General features: G+C 43.7%; 18 protein-coding genes. 8 read left to right on the top strand and 10 right to left on the bottom strand.

The features are described 5' to 3' along the window. The first annotated feature begins 83 nt into the window (after nt 1-83). Complete coding sequence (locus ABXT42_RS05375; protein WP_443629343.1) at nt 84-1,304, top strand: argininosuccinate synthase; 1,221 nt, start codon at nt 84-86, stop codon at nt 1,302-1,304. Between the two features lie 151 nt (nt 1,305-1,455). Then, nucleotides 1,456-1,656 (top strand): hypothetical protein, encoded by a 201-nt coding sequence (locus ABXT42_RS05380; RefSeq protein ID WP_443629344.1) that lies wholly within the window; start codon nt 1,456-1,458, stop codon nt 1,654-1,656. A 157-nt stretch (nt 1,657-1,813) separates the two neighbouring features. On the opposite strand, the gene ABXT42_RS05385 is transcribed toward ABXT42_RS05380, so the two are convergent. Beyond that, nucleotides 1,814-3,184 (bottom strand): DEAD/DEAH box helicase, encoded by a 1,371-nt coding sequence (locus ABXT42_RS05385; RefSeq protein ID WP_443629345.1) that lies wholly within the window; start codon nt 3,182-3,184, stop codon nt 1,814-1,816. Nucleotides 3,185-3,353: 169 nt separating this feature from the next. Here ABXT42_RS05385 and ABXT42_RS05390 point away from each other — a divergent pair, with 169 nt between their 5' ends. Beyond that, nucleotides 3,354-6,305: an FAD-binding and (Fe-S)-binding domain-containing protein gene (locus tag ABXT42_RS05390; protein WP_443629346.1), complete on the top strand. Its 2,952-nt coding sequence runs from the start codon at nt 3,354-3,356 to the stop codon at nt 6,303-6,305. Here ABXT42_RS05390 and ABXT42_RS05395 read toward each other — a convergent pair. The 8 genes from ABXT42_RS05395 to rsxA all read right to left on the bottom strand — a co-directional run bounded on the left by ABXT42_RS05395 (nt 6,292) and on the right by rsxA (nt 15,294). After that, nucleotides 6,292-8,997 carry an intermembrane phospholipid transport protein YdbH family protein gene (locus ABXT42_RS05395; protein ID WP_443629347.1) on the bottom strand — a complete coding sequence of 902 codons (2,706 nt, stop codon included), beginning with the start codon at nt 8,995-8,997 and terminating at the stop codon, nt 6,292-6,294. The two genes, ABXT42_RS05390 and ABXT42_RS05395, sit on opposite strands and share 14 nt — an antisense overlap. 85 nt (nt 8,998-9,082) lie before the next feature. Further along, on the bottom strand, nt 9,083-9,718 hold the full coding sequence (gene nth, locus ABXT42_RS05400) for an endonuclease III (RefSeq protein ID WP_443629348.1): 636 nt from the start codon (nt 9,716-9,718) through the stop codon (nt 9,083-9,085). A gap of 23 nt (nt 9,719-9,741) precedes the next feature. Further along, nucleotides 9,742-10,452, bottom strand: coding sequence for an electron transport complex subunit E (locus ABXT42_RS05405; RefSeq protein WP_443629349.1), 711 nt, complete (start codon nt 10,450-10,452; stop codon nt 9,742-9,744). 1 nt (nt 10,453) lies between these two features. After that, nucleotides 10,454-11,101, bottom strand: a complete 648-nt coding sequence (gene rsxG / locus ABXT42_RS05410; protein ID WP_443629350.1) for an electron transport complex subunit RsxG — start codon at nt 11,099-11,101, stop codon at nt 10,454-10,456. Then, nucleotides 11,101-12,135: an RnfABCDGE type electron transport complex subunit D gene (locus ABXT42_RS05415; RefSeq protein ID WP_443629351.1), complete on the bottom strand. Its 1,035-nt coding sequence runs from the start codon at nt 12,133-12,135 to the stop codon at nt 11,101-11,103. The genes rsxG and ABXT42_RS05415 overlap by 1 nt, the downstream gene beginning before the upstream one ends. Nucleotides 12,136-12,137: 2 nt before the next feature. After that, nucleotides 12,138-14,129, bottom strand: a complete 1,992-nt coding sequence (gene rsxC, locus ABXT42_RS05420; RefSeq protein WP_443629352.1) for an electron transport complex subunit RsxC — start codon at nt 14,127-14,129, stop codon at nt 12,138-12,140. Beyond that, complete coding sequence (rsxB, locus tag ABXT42_RS05425) at nt 14,122-14,712, bottom strand: electron transport complex subunit RsxB (protein WP_443629353.1); 591 nt, start codon at nt 14,710-14,712, stop codon at nt 14,122-14,124. The genes rsxC and rsxB overlap by 8 nt, the downstream gene beginning before the upstream one ends. Next, the gene (rsxA, locus tag ABXT42_RS05430) at nt 14,713-15,294 is read right to left on the bottom strand and encodes an electron transport complex subunit RsxA (RefSeq protein ID WP_443629354.1); all 582 of its coding nucleotides are present in this window, start codon (nt 15,292-15,294) and stop codon (nt 14,713-14,715) included. Between the two features lie 255 nt (nt 15,295-15,549). Here rsxA and ABXT42_RS05435 point away from each other — a divergent pair, with 255 nt between their 5' ends. From ABXT42_RS05435 to ABXT42_RS05445, 3 genes are all read left to right on the top strand, one after another. Beyond that, nucleotides 15,550-17,220 (top strand): nitrite/sulfite reductase, encoded by a 1,671-nt coding sequence (locus ABXT42_RS05435; RefSeq protein WP_443629355.1) that lies wholly within the window; start codon nt 15,550-15,552, stop codon nt 17,218-17,220. Continuing rightward, on the top strand, nt 17,192-17,617 hold the full coding sequence (locus ABXT42_RS05440; protein ID WP_443629356.1) for a DUF934 domain-containing protein: 426 nt from the start codon (nt 17,192-17,194) through the stop codon (nt 17,615-17,617). The genes ABXT42_RS05435 and ABXT42_RS05440 overlap by 29 nt, the downstream gene beginning before the upstream one ends. Before the next feature lie 96 nt (nt 17,618-17,713). Continuing rightward, nucleotides 17,714-18,346 (top strand): LysE family translocator, encoded by a 633-nt coding sequence (locus tag ABXT42_RS05445; RefSeq protein WP_443629357.1) that lies wholly within the window; start codon nt 17,714-17,716, stop codon nt 18,344-18,346. Here the strand turns inward: ABXT42_RS05445 and ABXT42_RS05450 are convergent. Then, nucleotides 18,335-19,201, bottom strand: coding sequence for a LysR substrate-binding domain-containing protein (locus tag ABXT42_RS05450; protein WP_443629358.1), 867 nt, complete (start codon nt 19,199-19,201; stop codon nt 18,335-18,337). The two genes, ABXT42_RS05445 and ABXT42_RS05450, sit on opposite strands and share 12 nt — an antisense overlap. Before the next feature lie 111 nt (nt 19,202-19,312). On the opposite strand from ABXT42_RS05450, the gene ABXT42_RS05455 reads away from it, so the two are divergent. Together ABXT42_RS05455 and ABXT42_RS05460 are read left to right on the top strand one after the other, a co-directional pair. Then, nucleotides 19,313-20,215, top strand: a complete 903-nt coding sequence (locus ABXT42_RS05455; protein WP_443629359.1) for a LysR substrate-binding domain-containing protein — start codon at nt 19,313-19,315, stop codon at nt 20,213-20,215. A 119-nt stretch (nt 20,216-20,334) separates the two neighbouring features. Further along, a complete protein-coding gene (locus ABXT42_RS05460) occupies nt 20,335-21,549 on the top strand; it encodes an aromatic ring-hydroxylating oxygenase subunit alpha (RefSeq protein WP_443629360.1) in 1,215 nt (404 codons plus the stop codon). Nucleotides 21,550-21,551: the final 2 nt, after the last annotated feature.

Below are 21,551 nucleotides of genomic sequence, written 5' to 3' on the forward strand. Positions count from 1 at the left end.
CGCTAATGCTGTGCTGTTAGAAGCATCCATGTATAATTTATGAATATTATAAAGCCTTATTTTCTTACAGGAACTTCATCAACATGGCAGACATCAATAAAGTAGTATTAGCCTATTCTGGAGGCCTAGACACCTCGGTCATCGTAAAGTGGTTACAAGAAACCTATAACTGCGAGGTGGTTACCTTTACTGCTGACTTAGGCCAAGGTGAAGAAGTTGAGCCAGCCCGGGCCAAAGCGCAAGCTTTGGGTGTTAAAGAAATATATATTGAAGACTTGCGCGAAGAGTTTGTGCGTGATTTTGTATTCCCTATGTTTCGAGCTAATGCTGTGTATGAAGGCGAATACCTTCTGGGTACGTCGATCGCCCGTCCATTAATCGCAAAACGCCTTATTGAAATTGCAAATGAAACTGGCGCTGATGCTATTTCGCATGGTGCTACGGGCAAAGGTAATGATCAAGTCCGTTTTGAGCTAGGTGCATATGCGCTTAAGCCGGGTGTGGAAGTGATTGCTCCATGGCGTGAGTGGGACCTTACCTCGCGTGAAAGTTTAATGGATTACTGTGCTAAGCATGCTATACCAGTAGACTTTAAAAACAAGAAAAGCTCACCCTATTCAATGGATGCGAACTTACTGCACATTTCTTATGAAAGTGGCATGTTAGAAGATCCTTGGCACCCATCTGAAGAAGATATGTGGCGCTGGACAGTGTCTCCAGAAGCAGCACCTGATGAAGCAACCTACATTGAACTAGATTACTTAAAGGGCGATATTGTCGCTATCAATGGTCAGGCTATGAGTCCGGCAACAGTGTTAACTGAACTAAATCGCGTGGCTGGGGCTAATGGTATAGGTCGCTTAGATATCGTTGAAAACCGCTATGTAGGTATGAAGGCTCGTGGCTGCTATGAAACCCCTGGTGGCACTATAATGCTTAAGGCACATCGTGCCATTGAATCCATCACTATGGATCGTGAAGCTGCCCACCTTAAAGACGAAATCATGCCGCGCTATGCAAAGCTAGTTTACAATGGTTACTGGTGGTCAGAAGAGCGCCAAATGCTGCAAGCTTTAATTAATCGCTCTCAGGAATACGTTAACGGTACTGTAAAGCTTAAACTTTACAAAGGTAATGTAGATGTAATCGGTCGTAAATCACAAGATAGTCTCTTTGATGCGGCCATGGCCACCATGGAAGATGATGCTGGTGCTTATGATCAGCAAGATGCTGCTGGCTTTATTAAACTCAATGCATTGCGTATGCGGATTGAGGCAAGTAAGGGGCGTAACTTACTTAAGTAAGGCGTCTTTGAGTAAGGGAAAACCAAGCCATTGCTTGGTTTTTTCAATTACAGCTCAATAAAGCAAAATATCCATTATTTCTCCATTATTGATGCACTGTTTATCCATCTTATCAGTCTTTAATAGATCTTGATGATAACAGGAGCTAATCATGCAATGTTTTATACCGTTTTCTGAAGAAGTTTTAGAGCAGCACCCTGAGTTATTAGCTAGTGGGTTAGTGCCATTTCGTGAAGAATTTTTATACGACACCATGGAATTTCAAGTGTTGTCCCCAGATCAAGCAAAGAATCTGGCGCCAACCGGGTTCACACACCATGAAAAAGGCAGCCAAAAAGTTCGTGCCATATAAAATATGAACTTTTAGCTAAAGCGCAAGTCTTAGTTATACATCATGTAAAACCAGTGCCCTATACAGGTAATCGCTTCCCCTTCGGTTGGCTTGTATAGGGTATTTTTTTGGGCATTTTTTAGTGAGTTAATAATGCCCAATCATTTCTATCCAAAGGCTAGCGAGCAGGGCGCTTGCTAGGTCCGTTAGATTTGTTCCATGGATTTTGGCCATTTGCTTTAGACTCTCCAGTGGGTGCCTTGGGAGCTCTTCGTTGGTTAGATGAAGATAAAGGCGACTTAACTTGAGGCTTTCTCTTTTTAGGTGGTTCAAGCGATAGCTGCGCAGATTTTAGTTTTGGCTTTTTTGGCTTTTTGTTTTTCATTGTGCGCATATCGCGTGATGGTGGCAACTCATGCAATGGATAAAACCCTTCAATAGGTTCACGCTCAATATGCTTTTGAATAAGTAATTCAATAGACTCTAAAAATTCAATTTCATCTGCACATACCAAAGAGATCGCTTCACCTGTTTGATTGGCACGTCCAGTTCTGCCGATACGATGGACATAATCTTCACTAATGTTAGGTAGGTCGTAATTGACTACTTGTGGCAACTGCTCAATATCTAAACCACGAGCGGCAATGTCTGTAGCCACTAGAACCTTCACTTCACCTGACTTAAATTGCGCTAGCGCGCGAGTACGTGCACCTTGACTCTTGTTGCCGTGGATAGCGTCTGCACTGATGCCTCCACCAACAAGCCACTTTGCTAGTTTGTTACAGCCGTGTTTTGTGCGACAAAAAACCAATACCTGAGACCAATTCTTACTAACAATTAGCTCAAGTAGAAGCGCTGGTTTTTGTTTCTTATCAACAGGACATAACCACTGCTTTACCGAAGGTGCGGCACTGTTAGCAGGGCTAACATTGATCTCAACTGGGTTATTCATTAAGCCTTTAGCAAGAGTTCTGATTTGATCTGCAAAAGTAGCTGAGAACATTAGGTTCTGTCGGTTTTTTGGTAAAAAAGATAAGATTTTTTTTAAGTCATTAATAAAGCCCATATCTAACATACGGTCAGCTTCATCAAGGATGAGCACTTCTAAGTGATCAAAACGCACAGCCTTTTGCTGATATAAATCCAACAGGCGTCCAGGCGTTGCAACTAAAATATCTGCACCACGGCGCAGCCGCATCATCTGTGGGTTGATTTTAACACCACCAAACACTACTGCAGAAGTTAGTGGTAAATCTGTGCCATAAGTGGATACACTCTCTGCTACTTGAGCGGCCAGCTCTCTAGTAGGGGTCAGTACCAGTGCGCGCACTTGGTTGGCTTGAGCACGGTTACCTTTGGCTAATCGTTGCAACAAAGGTAACGTAAAGGCAGCAGTTTTACCTGTGCCTGTTTGAGCTGCAGCCATCACGTCTTCGCCCTTCAAAATAGCTGGAATGGCTTTCTCTTGAATTGGGCTTGGAACGGTATAACCTTTACTTTCTATAGCGGTTAATAGGCGTGGCTCAAGACCAAGTTCGGCAAATGACATGGAGTATCTCTGTAATAGAAGTATTGTGGCGCTGGAGCATACAGGTAATAGCTTAAAAACGCCATTTAAACCACTCTTTTTGGCTCTCTTGTACAATTGGATCATGGGCAAGATTCGCATATTACGGTATAATTATTCCACTCCAGATTACCTTGTATGGCCCCTAAAAATGACTAATAAACAGTTTCTGACCCAGCCTGCAGAAAAGTTTGTAAAGTTTCTTAATGTTCTTGATAGTAATGGTTTTTCTGGTGAAATGTCTCCTCATCAAGCTGATCGTTTAATAGCATCAACAGACAATAGTGTTTATCAACTATTACCTCAGGGGGTGATTTACCCAAAGCATGAAGCTGATTTAAAAGCGATATTTACCCTTGCAGCCCAAGCTGAATTTAAAGCCATCTACTTTGCGCCTCGTGGCGGCGGCACTGGCACTAACGGTCAATCCCTAACCGATGGTTTAGTGATCGACTGCTCTAGGCATTTAACCCAAATTCTTGATATCGATTTGAGCTCTGGTTGGGTAAAAGTGCAGGCGGGTGTTATTCGCGATCAACTAAATGATTACCTTCGACCCTTTGGCGTATTTTTTGCTCCTACACTATCTACAAGTAACCGAGCAACTATTGGCGGAATGGCTAATACAGACGCTTGTGGGCAAGGTTCCAGAGTCTATGGCCGCACAAGTAACCATGTACTATCATTAAACCTAGTGCTAGCTAATGGCCAGCAAGTCACCACGCAATCCCTTTCCACCGATGCTTTGAGTTTGAAAATTGCATCTGGAGGTGAAGATGCGAAAATATATCAACAAGTCAGCGAACTAGTACAACAAAAGCAGAGCCTCATTAGTGCACGTTTTCCTAAACTCAATCGCTTTATGACGGGCTACAACTTAGCTCATATACATACTGATGATGGGTTTGATTTAAGTAAGCTCATTTGTGGCTCTGAAGGCACCTTGGCATTGGTGTCAGAACTCACCTTAAAGTTGACACCGATCCCACAAGCTAAGGAATTATTAGTCCTTAGCTATAGCTCTTTTGATGACGCGCTGCGCGACGCTAATGTACTGGTGCAGCAAAATCCAGATGCCATAGAGACCATCGATGACACGATCATAAATCTTGCAAAAGAAGATGTTATTTGGCCCAAAGTATCAACGTATTTAGACAAAGAAGATGGCATGCATGTAGCCGCTATTAATCTAGTAGAATTTGGTGGAATGGATGGCGTAAAACTAGCGCAAAAAGTGGACGCAATATGCAATCAACTTACTTTAGCTCAATCTCGCTATGAGCGTATAACCAATACGAACGAAATGGCTAACTTTTGGGAATTGCGCAAAAAAGGAGTGGGTTTGTTGGGTAATCGTCCAGGCGTGAGACGACCTATCGCTTTTGTAGAAGACACTGCTGTGCCCCCAGAAAACTTGGCAGATTACATTGTGGAATTTAGGCAGTTGCTAGATGGAATGGGTGTGCCTTACGGCATGTATGGGCACGTAGACGCAGGTTGTTTGCATGTAAGGCCTGCTCTTAATATGCGTGACCCTGAGGATGCACTTAAGCTAAGGATTATCTCTGATGCGGTGCAGGCCTTAGTGCAAAAGTACCAAGGTGTCATGTGGGGTGAGCATGGCAAAGGGTTTAGAAGTGAATATACACAAGAAACTATAGGTGACGAGCTTTATCAGGACATGCGTCACATAAAAAGCTGGTTTGATCCTTATAACCAACTTAACCCTGGGAAGATATGCACTCCAATAACGTCTGAAAAAACACTGGTGAAGGTGGATGATCCGCGAACACGCGGAGCTCAAGACCGGCAAATAGGCGAGCCCATTGTTGAACAATGGTTACCTGTGGTTGCATGTAATGGTAATGGTGCGTGTTTTAACTATCAGCCAGAATCTGCAATGTGCCCATCATATAAAGCCACTAAAGACCGTGTTCAGTCACCTAAGGGTAGGGCCAGTTTACTTCGAGAATGGTTGCGTCAAGAAGCCCAAGGCGGAGCCCAAGTGCAGTTAGAACATCAAGTGTATGAGTCGATGCAAACTTGCTTAGCTTGTAAGGCCTGCACAACAGCATGCCCTATTAAGGTAGACATACCGACTTATCGTAGTCGATTTTTAGAGCAATATCATACTAAAAACAAGCGACCGTTGGGTGACTATGTGGTGGCAATGGTAGAGCAATTAGGCATGTATACCAGTAAGTTTGCTTGGCTTAGCAACACAGTGACACAGCTTGCGCCAAGTCAGTGGTTTATTAAAAAGGTATTTGGCATGGTTAATATGCCTAAAGTTCATGCCTTTGATATTAGTGCCTTAACTAATATTAAAGGGGTTGAAGCTTGGCATAACACCTCTTATAAGCAAATGTCTAAGCTAGATAAGAAGCGTCACCCTGTGATTGTTCAAGACGTATTTAGCAGCTGTTACGACCTACCTCAAATGAAAGAAATAATGTCTTGTTTGGTGAACATGGGCTTCACGCCTCTAGTTATGCCGATAATGCCGTCAGGTAAACCTTTATACGTGAAAGGCTTTTTAAAGGCATTTGATCGCCAAGCAAGTAAGGTCGTTAAGCACTTAAAGGTGGTTGAAGATCAAGGCTTTGAACTCATTGCGATTGATCCAAGTGTAGGCCTCACTTACCGTGATGAATATTGCCAACGGCTTGGTACAGCTATGGTTCCTAGCGTTTTGCTACTGCAAGAGTGGTTGATTCATCACTTGGATCAAATACAGCTGCCAAAGACAGACAATCAACTCAAATCAAAAGTTTCTTTACTTGGTCATTGCTCAGAAAATGCATTAATTACTATGAGTTTAGACCACTGGCGCACTATTTTTGCTAAATTCTCTTTAGATCTTGAGATACCCGCTGTGGGTTGCTGTGGTATGGCAGGTACCTTTGGTCACGAGGATAAACATCAAGAGATCTCAAATAAGCTTTATGAGATGAGCTGGCAGCGCGCTGCCAATGAATCCGTTAAAAGTGCTGGTACGGTATTGGCTACAGGGTATTCTTGTCGTAGCCAAATAGTACAAAAATCAGGTATACAGCCTCAGCATCCTTTAAACTATATTAATCAATTGTTTAATGAAGCTTAGGGTTAAGTGTTAGGCTGAAATCGACACTTTTTCCTTCTTCAAATTGTGGGTTAGAGCCTTTAATTTTTGTCAATAACTCAAGCTGTTCATCCTGATTATGACGCAGCTTAGCGGACAAGCTTTGGAAGTTAAACTTGCTAAGTATTTGTTGTAAGTATTTAGCTTCTAAAGAGACATCGTTAGAGTCAATGTCATTGGGGTTATATTCAATAGAGCCCGCTTTACTACTAAACATGTCCGCATCGGCTAAAACAAAGCCTTGGCTGCTTGGCGAAGTTAAGTCTAGAGTTATATTTGCTTTACCCGACATTTTTCCTGTTACTTTAAGGGCAGGGGCCTTGGCTAAAGCGACAAGGTCACTCAGCTGAAGGTCTTGCAGCTTAATAGCTAAAGTATTTAACTGCTTGGGCTGTATAGCTGCCTTAGTTGTGGACACACGTCCACCCAGCCAGCTTGCATCAAACAAATCTACGCTATAGGTCATGTCTTTTAAGCCTTGAGTTCTAAGGTTTAATGTTGGATTTCTCATTAACTTAACAGACTCATTGGCAAAGCTTAGTCTGTCGGCCTTAAATTGATGATTACTTATAAGTGTGGCGCTGCTGGGAGTTTGAGATTGTTCGTTAGCATAGACATGGTTGTAGTTAAACTCACTGATGCCTTTTAAGCCGGTGACATATATGCCTTTTTTGTGGGCATTAACATTAGAATAATTTAACGTCTGCGCGCCACTAACCTTGGTGTTGTTCCAGCGCCAATCTGCATTAAACCCCGCTAGTCCAGTGGTCACATCAACCAAAAATTGTTGCGGTAAATCAATGCTAGTGCCTAATTGGCTAAGCTTTGACATTAAGTTTGGTAAGTTCAGTTGGTCTGTTTGCATTACGAGGTGGTGATCAGCAGTGGCTTCTTGCCAGATATATTGACCATTTAGCCCACTAATGTGAGGTGCCAAGTCAGCTGTAAAATTCATGTTTAACTGCCCATCTAGCCAACTGAATTGACCTAAAGACACAGCTTGGAATTTCGGCCAATCGGTTAGGTTCACTTGGGTAGGTAGGAGCTCAAAAGTACCCTCTATTGGCCGATTACTCAATAAGCTTGAGCCTTCACCGAGGTATATTTCAAGGCCTTGGCTTGGGATAGACTCTGGCATCAAATGAACAGTAATGTCAGACCATGTCCAATATTCTTGTTCAGGAAGGTAAGCTAGCTTTATTGCATTATCACTAGTGAGGTTGAGTTTGTCACTGGCAAAAAGTTGTACACTACCTGCCTGACGTCGGCTCTCTACTTGAGTGGCAGAAAGCTTGCTGTTGGATTGAAGATTAAATTGCCACTGCTTTGGGTCAAAATCAAACGCTATGCTGCTTAAAAACTGCAGTTGGCGTAATTCTATGGGTAAATTGCTCATCCACGCATTCTTATCCTGTGGGGCGATATAGTAACCGCTTAAATCGGCAATGCCTTGCCAATGATTAAGGCTATGCACTTGAAGCTTTGTGAGCTGGCCAAATACTTGATATACAGAATGAGTATTTTCTAAAGTTGCATTAATAGTGCCGTCTAAGCGCAGACCAGTTTTAGATCCTAAAATACTTGTCTCTATAAAACGTTCAATAAACACAGGAGTGTCTGCACTAAAGGTAAGCTGTGCTTGTTCTAGAAGTAGTAATTGATATAAATCCGGATCAATTTTTGTATTATCTCCAGTGGGGGTGACGCGCACGGTGCTGCCTTCATTAAGTCGCCATTTAGAGGGGGTATTTGGGCTGAGCTGCTGTGTAAGGCTTGCGTCAACATAAAGCTCTTTTACATTAGGGTTGCTTGCTGACAGTTGCACCTGACTTTGTATCTCACCCTGTGCCTTATTTAACAAGCTAGTAAAATCCATTCGATCGGCTTTATTAATGTCTAAGGGCAGGCTAATTTTCCAATGACTATTTACTTTTCCCTGAGTAATAGCCGTTTCAGCAAGGTCTAAATCAAGTATGTGAGACAACATTTTTTGACTATAAGATAAGTTAATCGCACCTTGACCTTGCCAAATATAATCAGAACCTTTGCGTTTGATATTGGACGTAAGCTTTGCCACTGGAGCGCTACTTTGTGTGGCAAACAATTTAGCGTCTACCTGGTCATCAATGTTAAAAACGGCATCTAAATAGAGCAGTTGCTTAGAGGGTGTAGAGATTTTACTTAATATACCTAACCCATCAGGTTGATTGTCTAATTGTCCTGAAAACTTATACTGTTCACCATCAGCAGATAGATCTAGATTAAAATTTGCCACCATAAATGTAGGCCAATGGGTTAACCATTTGCTAGGTAGCAAAGCGATACTAGGCGCTAACGACAAGCTTTGTGGAGTTGCTTGTAGCTCAACTACTGTATTAGTAACGTTAAAATGAGGCCATTGATTTGCTTTAATTGTTTGCCATGTATAGCTTAGATTGACGTCATCAACAGCCATTACATAGGTGCCCGCTGACGTTGTTTGGCGAAAGCTTAGCTGCTTTAAAAGCCAGTTTTTGTGACTTGGATAACCAACCGTTAAATTTATATCTTGAAACTGATAAGGCTGAAGAAGAAGGCTTGCAACACCTGGAACCCACAAAGGGATTGCTGCATAAATAACCAGCACAAGGGCAATACAAGGAAGTAATACGTAACGAAACAATAGCCTTAGCATAGGGTGCCATCTTCAATAGGGTTAATATGAGTTGCTTATCACAATAATTTAATTATGTAAACATACCAAGTCGTATTATCAAAAGTTAATCGGAAGTCTTTTGTTTAAACTCACAAAGGTCTTCTATAGTACAAGCACCGCAGCGTGGTTTTCTTGCTACACAAACATAACGCCCGTGCAGTATCATCCAGTGATGGGCATCTAGCAAGTATTGCTTGGGCACAAAGCGTAACAGTTTCTTCTCAACCTCCACCACATTTTTGCCCGGGGCTACACGAGTGCGGTTAGACCAACGAAAAATATGTGTATCCACGGCCATAGCAATTTGCCTAAAAGCGGTGTTAAGAACGACATTGGCTGTTTTTCGGCCCACTCCAGGCAAAGCTTCCAGTGCTTCTCTTGAATCGGGTACTAGGCCATTGTGATTGGAAACCAAAAGCTGAGCGGCCTGGATGACATTATTGGCTTTACTGTTATAAAGGCCGATGGTTTTAATGTGGTTTTTTAGCCCTTCTAGGCCAAGATCAAGCATCGCTTGGGGTGTATTTGCTACTTCAAACAGTTTTTTAGTGGCTTTGTTTACGCTTACATCGGTGGATTGAGCAGAAAGTGCTACAGCCACTAACAGCTCATAATGATTGTTAAAGTTTAGTTCAGTTTCAGGGTGGGGGTTTTGCGCCTTTAGTCTGGCAAAAATCGCTTCACGCTTGTCATTGTTCATTACTTTACTCTTTGTGTAATCCGTTAAGCTATGGTGCCTGTTACCCGCACACGCTTACTACCGGCCTCAGTTAAAGGCTGGGCTTTAAGTTTTTGTGTTTTTTGATATTGATCGAAGGTGTTTTTAGCTGCAATAATTAACCCCATGCCTACAAATGCTCCAGGGGGAAGCACAGCAAATAGAAAGCCGCGGTAGTCACTGATAATAAATAGAGTCCAGTTTTTTGCCATGGGCCCAAGCAATAAGTCCATATCTGCAAACAAGGTGCCTTGGCCTAGTAATTCACGCATAGCGCCAAGCAACACAAGGACAACAGCAAACCCCAACCCCATACTTAAACCATCTAACACAGCTAAGTGAGGTGGATTTTTACGAGCATATGCATCAGCTCTACCCAAAATGGCACAATTAGTCACAATCAAGGGGATAAAAATGCCTAATATTTGATATAGCTCATAGGTTAGAGCTTGCATGGTAAGCTCTGCAATAGTCACTAAGGCTGCAATAATCATCACAAACACAGGTAAACGGATGTCATCAGCTACTTTATTACGAATAAGTGACACCAATAAATTAGACCCCACTAGCACCAGCAAGGTAGCAAAACCTAAACCTAGGGCATTCACTACACTACCAGTCACGGCTAATAATGGACAAAGACCAAGTAATTGCACTAAAGCTGGGTTGTTTTCCCAAAGCCCGTTCATAATGATTTTAGTTTGTACTGTAGACATATTATTGCTCCTGCGGTGCGTTATATAAAACGCTTTGCTGGCGTTGATGATACAACATGCCTTGATGCACAGCATTGACAACAGCCCTAGGGGTAATGGTGGCGCCAGTGAATGCATCAAATACACCACCATCTTTAGTCACTGCCCAGTCGTTTGAAGGGGTATTAGCTAGAGATTTGCCGATGAAGCTGTCTACCCAATCTGACTTTTTGTGCTCTACCTTATCACCCAAACCTGGCGTTTCTTTGTGTTCGATAGTGCGTAGTCCTTGTATTACACCATACTTATCGATGCCTAATAACAAGGAGATATCGCCACTGTAACCATCTTTTGCAATCACTGGTAATATGATGGCTTGGGTGTCGCCAGATTTAACAGCCGCATAAGCTAAAGCGTTTGGTTTAAGGTTTAGCTTGGCGTAATCCACTAGCTCTATAGGTGCAGACAGTAAACTCTGGTCATACAAATTGGCGGGCATAACAGCCGCTAAAGCACGTGCTTTTGAAGCCGCTTTGTTGGCAGCGATACTCTCACTACCAGCAATATAAGTAAGGCTAATAGCTGCAGCAGCAAGCACTGCAAATATGCCTAAACTAATTGCACCTGCGCCAATTGAGGTAATCAAGTTGTCTGGTTTTTCTGTGCTCATTATGGTCTGCCTTGGGAGCGGGGTGCTTTAGATTGATGGCCATAGGCTTTGGGTTTGGTATAAGTATCTATTAACGGCGCTGACAAATTCATCAGTAATATGGCAAAAGCAAAAGCGTCAGGATAACTTCCATAACTGCGGATAATAAATACTAAAATACCCACACCAATACCAAAGACTAATTTACCTTTGCGGCTGGTAGCACCGCTTACAGGGTCGGTTACAATAAAGAATGCTGATAACATAGTAGCGCCAGTCAATAAGTGTTGCGACGCGCTAGGGTACAGGTCGGGCTCGCCCATATGAAATAAGCCTGCACAAAAACCTAAACTTGCCAGCATGGCAACAGGGGCATGCCAGGTAAATACTTTGAACCCAAGCAATACTAAACCGCCTAACAGGTAGGCGATATTTACCCACATGCTCGCTGTGAGCCCCAAGGCTAACTGTGGATTACTACTAGCCACTTCACTTAAGGTCAGCCCTTTTGTATGACGCATAATATCCAGCGCAGTGGCGCTAGTGTAAGCATCAATACCTCCGGTGACAGATTCTAGCCAAAACCATTGCCACTGTTGTCCAAAGGTCATAGTCATTTCTGTGCCGGCCCATTGGGTCATAGCCACAGGAAATGAAATCAAGCATAAAGCATAGCCAACCATGGCAGGGTTAAAAGGGTTGCTACCTAAGCCACCATAAAGATGTTTAGCAAAAATAATGGAAAAAGAAACTGCGACTAAGGTTAGCCACCATGGACTAAATGGGGGCAGAGCTAAAGCCAGTAAAAAGGCAGTCACTAAAGCGCTGCCATCTGTAAGGTAAGGCATAATGGGTCTGCCTCGTAAATACAATATTAAGGCTTCAAAACCAAGTGCTAAGAAGCTTGCCCATACTAAGTTGATCAAGGTGCCATAGCCATAAAAGTAGCTTTGTGCAGCCAACCCCGGCAAGGTGGCCAATAATACCAAGGCCATTAAGCGTGAGGTTTGACTCAAACTATGGTGATGCGGCGAGGATAAATTAATTAAACCCATAGTTATTGTTCCTGCTCCGGTAATAGTGTGGAGGGAAGATTAGTTTGATGCTTTGCTAAAGCATTGGCGCTCGTTTTCTGACTCACTCTAGCGATGACTAATTGCGTTTCTACTTCTTGTGGATCTAGTGATGTGGCTAGAGCTTTTTCCAGCTTACGGACTAAAGCATTAGCCTTTGCTACATCGGTCAACAGTGCTTTTTCTTTTTCTGGATCTAAACCAAGTTTAGCTTCGTAAGCCTGCAACTTACCCTGAGCATCAGCTGCCTTGATTGTGAGCTCATCTACAGTAGTTTGCAGGCCTTGAGCTAATTCATGATCTTTAGCCACGGCATTGGCTAGGGCTTTATTAGTTTTGTTTAGCTTAGTGCGTGTAATCGCAGCAGCAGTTTTAAGCTCTTTGTAGATTTGTTCATGAGTTTTTGGTGCTGAATCCACCTGTTTTTTGGGTTCTTGCTCTTGTTCTTGCTTTTTGGCATTCACTCTAGCAAGAGCAGCAGCTATAGGGTCTTGCTCACTGGGATTAGCCGCTCGTTTAGCCGCTTGTGCAGCAGCGGCTGCAGTGGCTCTGTTTTTACGTTTCTCTTCTTTGGCTAGTTTTTCATCAATTAAGCGCTGTTCTCTATTTTCAAAACGTACGCGAGATAATTCAGCTATGTGTGCTTCACTGGCTAGGTCTTTTAGCCTGCCTTTGGCAAAGCGGTAATATTGCACTAACGGGATCTGGCTAGGACAAACCCATGCACAGGCGCCGCACTCAATACAATCAGATAAATTGTGGTCTTGAGCTTTTTCAAACTCTTCAGCTTTGGCAAACCAAAATAGCTGTTGAGGCAAAAGCTGCGCTGGGCAGGCCACTTCACAAAGACCACAACGTATACAAGAGTGGTGATCAGCAATGGGAGCAAGCTCTAGATCTTCAGCTGCTAAAAGGCAATTGCTGCTTTTTATCAGGGGTGTTTGAGTGTCTTGTATGGTGAAGCCCATCATAGGCCCACCCATAACCAAGCGCGAGGTTTTGCTCATATCAACCTGAGCAAAATCAAGCAGGTCGCCTGTTTGAGTACCTATAAGCACTTCATAGTTACCTGCGTTTTTTGCTGCTTTGCCTGTCACTGTAGTGATGCGGGTAATCAATGGCTGACCTAGCACCACTGCGTCATATATGGCCTTAACAGTGCCCACGTTTTGGCACACAATGCCTATATCTGCTGGAATTCCACCATGAGGAACTTGCAGGCCTGTAAGAATTTCTAGCAGTTGTTTTTCACCGCCAGAAGGGTATTTAGTAGGAATAACACACACTTCAATGGAAGCCTTGTCATTGGTATGTGAATTAAGGGCTTCATTTAGAGCAATGATTGCTTCAGGCTTATTGTCTTCAATGCCTATAAGGCATCGAGGCTGATCTAGTAACAGCTGTGCTATGCTAATGCCAGCAATTATTTGGTCAGCATACTCACGCATAAGCCTATCATCTGAAGTGATGTAAGGCTCACATTCAGCACCGTTGATCACTAGGGTGTGAATTTTCGCTTTAGACTGCAACTTAACAACACTAGGGAAACCAGCACCACCCATGCCTGTAACGCCAGCAGCTTGAATGATGTGTAATAAATCTTGTTTTGAAACTGTTTCAGGGTTGGAAACGGGGTGTAACTTAGTCCATTGATCCTTACCATCTGTGTTGATGACAATGCATTCACCAGTTAGGGCAGATTGGTGGGGCAAGGTGCGCTCTTCTATCGCATCAATAAAGCCTGAGCTTGGCGCATGGATGTTGGCGCTGATAAAACCTTGAGCACTAGCAATCAACTGGCCTTTTAAGACATATTCACCAGGGGCTACAATGGCTTTAGCTTGGTTACCTATATGTTGACTTAGCGGCAGTATTAACTGCTTTGGTAAAGGCATGGTATTGATAGGCAGTTGATTAGACTGATCTTTGTTTTGAATAGGGTGAACACCACCGTGAAAATCCCAAAGTTTAGTCATGGCTAGGCGCTCCATGGTTGTGGGGGGCAGTGCTAGTAGCAATGAGCTGTTTAGGCTGCTGCCAATGCCAGCTTAGTGGGGTGGTTTCAACAGGCAGCATATCAATACAATCCACGGGGCAAGGCTCTAAACACAAATCACAGCCTGTACATTCTGCCACAATGACTGTATGCATTTGCTTGGCTGCACCTAAAATAGCATCCACAGGGCAAGCTTGAATGCACTTAGTGCAGCCGATGCATTCATCTTCTCTGATATAAGCGATAGTACGTATGGCTTCAGTGCCATGCTCTGCATCTAGCGCAATAGCCTCTACACCTAAAAGGTCTGCAAGGGCTTTAATAGTAGTTTCTCCACCTGGCGGGCAGCGATTAATAGCTTCACCATCTGCAATAGCTTGCGCATAAGGTTTGCAGCCGGGGTGCCCACATTGACCACACTGGGTTTGTGGCAACAGGTTGTCAATTTGGTCAACGATAGGATCACCGTCCACCTTAAAGCGGATGGCAGCAAAACCTAAAATTGCACCAAAAACGATAGCAAGTAAAGCCAGTATGATGATGGCAAGGTAGAGTGTTTGCATTTAAATGGCCACCAAACCTGTAAAGCCCATAAACGCCAAAGACATAATGCCTGCGCTTATCATAGCGATGGCGGCACCTTTAAAGGGAGCAGGTACATCCGCTGCAGCAATGCGCTCACGCATAGCGGCAAATAACACCAGTACCAAAGAAAAACCAATAGCGGCACCAAAACCATACAAAATGGATTCTGTAAATCCGTTGGCCTTTTTGATATTCAAAAGAGCCACACCAAGCACTGCGCAGTTAGTGGTAATTAACGGAAGAAAAATACCCAAAACCTTATGTAATAGTGGACTGGTTTTGTGCACTACCATTTCAGTGAACTGCACTACAAACGCTATCACCAAAATAAAACTAATGGTTTGTAAAAACTCTAAGTTAAAAGGCACCAATAAATAGGTATAGGTGAGGTAGCTGCATAAGGATGCAAGCGTAAGCACAAAGGTGGTGGCTAAAGACATACCCATAGCAGTTTCTAGGCGAGAAGAAACACCCATAAATGGACATAAACCAAGGAACTGAACCAACACAAAATTATTCACTAACACAGTGCTAACTAGGATGAGTAAATAGTCTACCATTTCGTCTATAAATCCTTATAACCATAAACACAGCAACAGCCGATGAGAAAAGCTTGCGCTTGATAAAATTTGACCAAGTAAGTCGGATACAAGTGTAACTCAAAAAGCATCTTAAAACGCTATATGAGAGGCTTCAATTTAGAGGATTGTATATTCCATTTAATTATAAGTAAATGAGTTTTTATTATTTTATGTTATAAGTGTGGTGCGCTAGTATATTAGGATACAGCCCAAAAGTTCGCTTAGGAAGACATAATGTACGCCTACAACCAATTCGACCAAACCCTTGTTGATCAACGTGTGGAGCAATACCGTGATCAAACCCGGAGGTACTTGGCTGGAAAGATTCCAGAGGACGAATTTCGTATTCTACGCCTCATGAACGGGCTCTACATTCAACGCCATGCCCCCATGCTGCGTGTTGCTGTGCCTTATGGGCTGATGAAAAGTGAGCAACTACGTGCATTAGCTCAAATTTCTCGCACTTATGACAAGGGCTATGGCCACTTTACAACGCGCCAAAACATGCAGTTTAATTGGCCTACATTAGAGTCTGTACCCGATATTTTAGCAGATTTAGCCAAAGTTCAAATGCATGCCATACAAACCAGTGGGGCTTGCATACGCAACACCACCACAGACCCCTTTGCAGGCGCAACAGCAGATGAAATAGAAGACACTCGTCCATGGTGTGAAATCATCCGTCAGTGGAGCACGCTGCACCCAGAGTTTGCCTATTTGCCTCGCAAGTTTAAAATTGCTGTATCGGGCTCAGACAGTGATCGTGCAGCCTCTCAGGTGCACGACATAGGCCTGCACTTATATCGCAATGACGCTGGTCAGATGGGCTTTGAAGTGATTGTAGGCGGAGGCCTTGGGCGCACACCAGTGATTGGTAAAACCGTACGTAAATTTTTAGAGCCGCAAGAACTGCTGTCTTATTTAGATGCAGTGCTTAGGGTATATAACCTTAATGGTCGCCGTGATAATAAGTACAAGGCGCGTATCAAAATTTTAGTTAACGCTGTGGGCATTGAAGCCTTCACAAAAATGGTAGAAGAAGAATGGCAGTTTACCAAGGGTAAAGACCTACGCTTGCCACAGGCAGAAATAGAGCGAGTGAAGGGCTTTTTTAAAGCACCAGATTATTTGTCAGTAGAACATGCTCAAAGCAGTCTAGAAACAGAATTTATAGCACATCCTGCCTTTGCCACTTGGCACAAACAAAATACCCGCGACCATAAGCAACCAGGCTATCGCATAGTAGTAGTCAGCCTGAAAAACCAATTACAAGCACCTGGTGACATAAGTCACCAGCAAATGGATGGTATTGCAGCCATAGCAGATGAATTTAGTTTTGGTGAATTACGCTCAACGCATGATCAAAACTTAGTGTTAGCAGATATAGCGCAGCGAGATTTATTTAACCTTTGGTTAAAACTAACCGACCTAGGCATGGGGCGCGCTAATATAGGCACGCTTACAGACATGATCAACTGCCCAGGGTTAGATTTTTGTAGTTTAGCTAATGCAGAAACCCTAATCTTGTCTCGTCAAATTAATGAAACCTTTGATGACATGAATTATCAGTATGACCTAGGAGAAATCCAGCTCAAAATATCGGGCTGTATCAACGCGTGTGGACATCACCACGTAGGTCACATTGGAATATTAGGCGTAGAGAAGGGAGGCAAGCAAGTGTATCAATTTACCTTAGGCGGCAGCGCTTCCAATGATGCAAGCCTAGGCAAAACACTAGGCCGCTCTATAGACCAAGATCAAGTGGTGGTGGTGATAGGGCAGATACTAGACGTATATGTGCAACAGCGTGAAACCGACGAAACTTTTTTACAAACAGTGCAGCGCATAGGCTTTGCACCATTTAAGGAGCGTGTTTATGGCACTCATCAAAGATCAGCAGCTTAGCATTAGCCATGTTGCCACACCGGATATTAGGTTTGCCGATTGGCTTGATGATGATCTAATCAAAGGTGAATCAGTGTTAACTAATGGCGCAGATGATTTAACCTGCTTGTTAGCCAATGCCAGTAAGCTTGATATGATCGCCATTGAATTTGAAACCTTCGCTGATGGCCGAGGTTTCAGTATGGCACGTCTATTACGCCGAGAGGGCTACCAAGGTGAGATTCGTGCAGTAGGCGATGTAGCTATGGACCGTATTGAATTTATGCACCGCGTAGGCTTTAATGCCTTTGAGCTGCGTGATGATCAAAATGTAAATGAAGCGCTTACTAAACTGAGTGAAATGAGCGTGCACTTTCAACCTAGTGCAGATGGCAAAGGCCCGGCATACATGGCGTAATTGTTTTTTACAAAACTAAGCCCTTAATGTTATTACTGGCTTAAAAAACAGGTAATATGCAGCCCTAACTGACTTTCTGTTTTAATGGGTGCTAGCATGACGTTGGAATTTTCTTTAGCCTATTTTGTGGCTGTATTTATATTCTCTATTACCCCAGGGCCTGGGGTGTTTGCATTGATCGCCCATGCATTAAAGGAAGGTGGGCATAGCTGTTGGGGCTTAGCGCTAGGCATGACCATGAGCGACATCGCTTATTTGTTGCTGGTTATTTGGGGGCTGGCTTACATTGCTAACGAGTACCAAGTGATCTTCACGATGATTCGTTGGTGTGGTGCGGCTTATTTGTTCTATTTAGCTTGGCGGGTTTGGCATGCGCCTATTGTTGTTAACGCGCTTGATCAAGTATCTACCCCAGCTACAGCCAATAAAGCGGCAGGTTTTTTGTTAGGGTATGCGCAAGGCATGTTGATTTCGGCCACTAACCCAAAGGTGATGTTGTTCTACATCGCGTTTTTGCCCACGTTTGTAGATTTAACCTTGCTCACTACTCAAGGTGCGGTGGTCGTGGTGGGGCTTAATTTCTTTGCTTTAATGCTGGGGCTAATGTTAATCGCGTTAAGCGCCAGTAAAGCCCGCAAGTTATTTACCCAGCACCAAGCGGTGAAGCGCCTAAACCGAATTACTGCAGGCTTAATGGCTACGGCAGGGCTTTTGGTTTTAACTCGCTGATTGCTCCAAACCTGTATATAAATATTCATAAAGGCGACTAGTGGCGTCACTTTGGTTGCCACGGTCATGCTTAAATACCAGTTTCACAAAGCCTAATTGTGGGCTATCTTCTAGCTGTAAGTGGCTATGAAGGCCCGCAGGCACGGTGCTGCGAGCTAATGCGCTAATGCCCAAACCTGCTTCTATAGCGGCCTGAATGCCCAGCAAGCTAGATGAGCTATAAGCAATGCGCCAAGCGATGCCTGCAGCATTGAGCTTGCTAATGATCTGTTGTCGGTATCGGCAGCCTGTGGGGTATACCACCAACGGTATGGGTTGATTGGTAGACCAGTTGAAGTGGCCGTTAGTCACCCATACTATGGTTTCATGAAATTCATCATCTGAATTCACTTGTAGGGTTTCTTCTAAGCTTGCCGTAGCTAACACCAGATCATAATTGCCTTTTTGAAAATCATTCAATAGTGTCACGCTTAAGTCGCAATTAACTTCTAAAGCTACTTCTGGATGGGCTTGCCCGAATTGGCTGAGCAAGCGGGGCAAAAATGACACTTCAAAGTCATTAGGGATGCCAAGCCTTACTTGACCTGAGATGCGGCTTTTAGCTAAGCGCGTTACAGCGCTGTCATTAATGTCCAGCATGCGCCTAGCAAACCCTAGCAACACTTCGCCTTCTTCGGTCACTTGCAGGCCGTTATTTCTTTCAAACACCGTAATATCAAGCAGCTCTTCCAAACGCTTTACTTGCAAGCTAATAGCAGGTTGAGAGCGCCCAAGCGATGCACCAGCAAGGGTGAAACCACCTAAATCCACAATGGTGGTAAAGGTGCGTAATAGTTCGGTAGGGATATTTTTCATGAGTTGATTATATGGTTACGGGGGTATAAATCAATTACTGTTTTGCTGTGGGGTGTTTCTTTAAGGGTAAGTGGTACATAATGCGAGCATAAATAAGAGTGAGCTTTAGTCATGGCATTAAACATTAAAAACTTACCTCCCTTAAATGCATTAGTGGCTTTTGATGCGGCAGCCACAAGCGTAAGCTTCACTCAAGCGGCGGCTAAATTGTTTGTGACCCAAGGCGCCATTAGTCGCCAGATACGCGGCCTAGAAGAAAACCTAGGCATCGTGTTGTTTGATCGTAGCCAACGCAAGGTGCGCTTAACCCCCCAAGGCAGTGAATACCACAGGCATATCAGTGATGCGCTTGACCAAATTGCCAAGGTCACCTTTGCTATAAAAAACCCTATGCAAGAGACACAAATCACTATAGCGGCAAGCCATGCGGTGGCATCTTTGTGGCTTATGCCACGCATTGCAGAATATTCTAAGGCTTACCCAGACACAGATATACGCCTGCTAGTTACCGATAACGTGCTGGAAGTAGATGCTGGTGATTTTGATTGCAGTATAGGCTTTAGCCCCAAGGCACCTAGCGCTTATCAGGTAGATCGCTTGTTTTCAGAGCGTGTATTTGTGGTTTCTAGTCCAGAGTTTTTAGCCCAACACCAAGCTTTGTCTTCACAAGAGTTACTTGCCACAAGGCAGTTGGTGTTAGATAACCCAACAGTGGGCTGGTTTAACTGGTCGGATTGGTTTGAAGGCTTAGGTATGGCAAAAGTAGTGCCCCAGCACAAGGTCACCTTTAGTCATTACAACATGTTGGTGCAAGCGGCTTTGCAAGGCCAAGGTGTGGCGCTGGCGTGGGACCACTTGCTTACAGATTACCTAGCCATAGGCAGCTTGGTGAAGGTATTTGAGGATACCCTAGAGACTGATGCAGGTTTTTATTTGATGACGTCTTTAGTGGGTAGTGGCAAGCCTGCCTTGGATGAATTTCGCCAATGGCTAATCAAACTTCCTGAGCATTAACCTTCACTTTACCATGAGCTAGGCTCATGGGTTTGGTGATAAATTATCGTTTGTTCATATTACTGCTTTGAGGCATTGTGAGGCATATTTTGCCCTACGTTATTTTAAGGATTCTCCTCATGCCATCTATGAGCCTGTTTGACCGTATACCACTTGTTAGCCTAGAAAATGCCACCTTACCCATTGAAAAAGCCAGCGGTTTACCTAACGCTTTATATAATGATCCAGACGTATTCGCTTTAGAGCGTGATCATTTGTTAGGTAAAACATGGGCTGGTGTGGGTTTTAAAGGAGATTTGCCGCAGCTAGGCTACGTTAAGCCTATTACATTTATGGGGCTGCCTTTAGTTATTATTCGTGATCGTGACGACACGGTGCGTGTATTTCACAATGTGTGTAGCCACCGAGGCATGGTGTTGATCAATGAAGAAGGGCCAGTACAGGGAAGCATTCGTTGCCCTTATCATTCATGGACTTATGATTTAACAGGCCAACTTAAAGGCACGCCACATATAGGTGGGGTGGGTGTGCATAAAGTAGACAGCCTAGTATGCGAAAAACATGGCATGAAAGAAGTGGCAAGTGCCGTGTGGTTTGACATTGTATTTATAAACTTAGATGGCAAGGCAAACCCATTTGAGCAATTTATTGCGCCCATAGTAGAGCGTTGGCAGCCTTTTATGGGTGACACTGGTTATACCCGTATGCGCAGAGAAGCATCTAGCGATGGACAAGCCCAGGGTGTGTTTACCTTAAATGTGGCATGTAATTGGAAGCTAGCAGTAGAGAACTACTGTGAAAGCTATCATTTACCATGGATACACCCTAATCTGAATGTATATTCACGCATTCAAGACCATTATCACATTATGTTTGGTAATGATTTTGCAGGCCAAGGCACCATGGTGTATAACTTGGCAGATTCAGCAGGCACACGTTTACCTGTGTTTCCAGAGTGGCAACAAGAGCGCATGAAAGAGGCAGAGTATATTACTGTGTTTCCAAATGTACTTTTGGGCATTCAGGCAGACCATACCTTTGCTATAGTGCTGGAGCCTGTGCAAAATGATCAAACTGTAGAACACTTGCGATTGATGTATGTGGGTGATGAAGCCATAGCCCCTGCATATAAAGGCTGCAGGGACGCAACGCTTGCAGCTTGGAAAGAAGTTTTTGGAGAAGATGTGATGGTAGTGGAAGGCATGCAACGCGGCAGAGCCTCGCCTGGTTTTTGTGGTGGCAAATTTTCACCTGTGTTGGATAATCCTACTCATTTCTTTCACAAATGGGCGGCTAATCGCCTCATAAAAAGCACACAAAATAACGGAGTTTAAAG

The organism is Candidatus Njordibacter sp. Uisw_002, from assembly GCF_047730155.1.
In the GTDB taxonomy this organism is placed as follows: domain Bacteria; phylum Pseudomonadota; class Gammaproteobacteria; order Pseudomonadales; family Balneatricaceae; genus Njordibacter.